This is a genomic window from Lactobacillus nasalidis (assembly GCF_016587775.1).
GTDB classification, from domain to species: Bacteria; Bacillota; Bacilli; order Lactobacillales; family Lactobacillaceae; genus Lactobacillus; species Lactobacillus nasalidis.
The window spans coordinates 1-3006 of record NZ_BOCG01000594.1; the positions used below are offsets into that span (position 1 = coordinate 1).

Annotated in this window: 2 protein-coding genes; both read right to left on the bottom strand. The window is 56.7% G+C overall.

From position 1 onward, the window contains the following. Positions 1–1005, bottom strand: a 1005-nt coding sequence (locus tag lacNas_RS11130; protein ID WP_201335805.1) for a DUF2252 family protein, incomplete at its 3' end; no start/stop codon positions are given. Positions 1006–1013: 8 nt separating this feature from the next. Further along, the coding region (locus tag lacNas_RS11135) for an RNA degradosome polyphosphate kinase (protein WP_201346872.1) at positions 1014–3006 on the bottom strand (1993 nt) is incomplete at its 5' end.

A 3006-nucleotide genomic window follows, 5' to 3' on the forward strand; every position in this document is an offset into this window, starting at 1 on the left:
CAGAGCCGCCAGGTTGTATCTGAGCGGCAGGGCTTCCTTGATCTGCAAAACCAGGTGGCTGCCGTCCTTACCAGTAAGCAGGGCCAGGTAGCAGCGCGTCCCCCAGCTGCCGACGCCCACGCTGTAGCGGATAATGTCTGTAACTTCGTAGTTGATCAAGAGCACCCGCACGTCGTCTCTGGCACCGGTTTGGTATTCTTCCATGCCCTTGAGCAGCTCGTCATAAGTCTTCTGCGGCACGTGCCGGGCCCGAGGCGGGTTGTCCTTGAAGCGCAGGCGGCCGTCAGCGGTCTTTTCCGTGAACTTTTTGACCACGGCATCTGAATTGTTCTTCGGCGCCCTGGTGGCCACCTTCTGCAGGACACGCTTCATCTGCTCGCTCTCGGTCACCTCGCCCAGCAGCCTGTCCACGCTGTAGGAAAGGTTGAACCGGTCCAGAAGCGGCAGGGAGTTGGAGTACTTGATCCCGCGCCGGTAGGCGTGGACGGTTTCCGCCAGAATCATGTCCAGCTGGTCTTTTGGATAGCCGTTGATCCGGCCGGTCAAAACCACGCTGGTCAAGAGGCGCTTGAGGTCAAATTCCCAATTGCCGATTCTGGCTTCGTCAAAGTCGTTCAAGCCAAACAGGAGCTGGCGCTCCGGTGAGGCAAAAAAGCCGAAATTGGTCAGGTGGGCATCCCCGCAGATGATTACCGGAATATGCGACTGGCATTCCGGGAACTGGCGCAGGTCCTTTTCCATGATCCCGGCCGTGGCCCGGAAGTAGGAAAAAGGATTCTGCATCATTCTCTGGTGCCGCATCCCCAAAAGTTCAGGGATCATCTTCTCCTCCGTCAGCTTGATCAGCTGGACCACGTCACGCTCAACCGGCTTGAAAGTGCTGATCGCCGCAATCGGATGCTCCCGGCGGCGGTCCTCCCCCTGCCGAATCAGCTCCTCTTGACTGGAGCCGATAAACATTTGATCGATTTTAAAGGTTTCAATCTCCTGGTGGTCTTTTTCCATCTTCTATCCTACTTTTCGTCTTCTTCCAATTCGCTTTCCTGCGGCTTCATGGCCTCGAAAGCGTCCTTCTTCTTCGCCTTTTCTTCTTCTTCCTGTTCTTCAACGACCCGAACCTTTTCGGCGGCTTCAGCCACAAAGTATTCCTGGCTGTTGAACGGCGTCTGCCCCCGCCGGTCGGCGTGCACCCATTCGGTCTTGTGCAGGATCCGGGCTTGGACATTGTCCTGCCACATTTTGGCAAAAATGTCCAAAACTCTTTCCTTCAAGTCTTCCTGCAGAATCGGGAAGAGGGTTTCGACTCTCCGGTTCAGGTTCCGCCGCATCATGTCCGCGCTGGCCAGGTAGACTTCTTCCTTGCCGTCGTTGTAGAAGTAGTAGATCCGGCTGTGTTCCAGGAAGCGGCCAACGATCGAGTGAACCTCGATGTTGTCGCTGACGCCCGGAATTTCCGTCTTCAAGCAGCAGATCCCGCGGACGATCAAGTGCACCTTGACCCCGGCAGCAGAAGCCGCGTAGAGCTTGGCAATCACGTCCGGGTCAGACAGGGAGTTCATCTTCATGTGGATCTCGGCGTGCCGGCCAGCCTTGGCAATGGCGATTTCGTTGTCGATCTTTTCATAGATGAACTGGCGGATCAGTTTCGGCGAAATGCGCAGCTTGCTGAAGTAAGGCGGCTTGGAGTAGCCGGACAGCATGTTGAAGAGGTTGGTGGCGTCAACGCCCAGGTCTCGGTCACAGGTAAAGAGGCCCAGGTCAGTGTAGAAGTGGGCAGTCACGTCGTTGTAGTTACCAGTCCCCAGGTGCAGGTAGCGGCGGATGCCGTCTTCGTCGCGGCGGATGACCAGAGTCACCTTGGTGTGGGTCTTCAGGCCCACCAGCCCGTAGATGACGTGGCAGCCCATCTGTTCCAAAGTTCTAGCCCAGTGGACGTTGTTTGACTCGTCAAAGCGGGCCTTGACTTCGACCAAAACAGTAACCTGCTTGCCGGCCTTGGCGGCCTGGCCCAGGTACTTGATGATCGGCGAGTTGCCGGACACCCGGTACAGGGTCATCTTGATGGCCAAAACTTCCGGGTCCTTGGCAGCCTGCTTGACGAAGTTCAAAACGGCGTCAAAGCTGTCGTACGGGTGCTGAACCAGGTAGTCCTTTTCCCGGATTGATTCAAAAATGTTGCGGTCGCTTCTCAAGGCCGGGTCGATAAAGGCCTGCATCGGGCTGTAGCGCAGCTCTTCATGGCCTTCCACCATCCCTGGCAGCTTCTTGAGGAAGGTCAGGTCGATCGGGCCGTTGATGCTGAAGACGCTGCCTTCGTCCACGTTCAGCCGCTTCATCAAGTGCTTGAGCAGCTTGGTGTTCATGCTGTTTTCCACTTCCAGCCGGGTCACGTGCCCGTGTTCACGGTCTTCAAGCTGCTTTCTGACTGCCAGCAGGAAGTCGGAAGTGTCGCTTTCTGAAACGTCCAGGTCCATGTCCCGGGTAACCCGGTAGCAGGCCGCCTGGCGGATCTCGTAGCCGTCAAACAAACGGTCGGCAAAGACCTTGATGATGTCTTCCAGCAAAATGAAGTCATTGTCGCCGTCAGGCAGCTTGACCAGGCGCGGGAAGATGTTCGGCACGCGGACCGTGGCGAATTTGTGGTCGCCGTTTTCCTGGTCCTTTAAGCGCAGGGCGATGTTCAAAGAGTCGTTGTTGATGAACGGGAACGGCCGGGACTGGTCATCCGCCATCGGGGTCAAGACCGGGTAAAGCTCGTTGTTGAAGTAGCGGCGGATGTATTCTTCCTGGTCTTCAGACAGCTCATCGCTTTCCAGAATGTTGATGTTGCTCTTGCGCAAAAGCGGCAGCAAGGAGCGAGAGTAAGTGGAGTAGCGCTTTTCAACGACTTCGTGCTCCTTTTGGTTGATCGCCGTCAGCTGTTCCAGCGGCGTGAGGCCGCTGGCGTCATGGCTCTTGACCTTGGCGGCCACCAGCTTGCTCAAGGAAGCCACCCGGACCATGTAG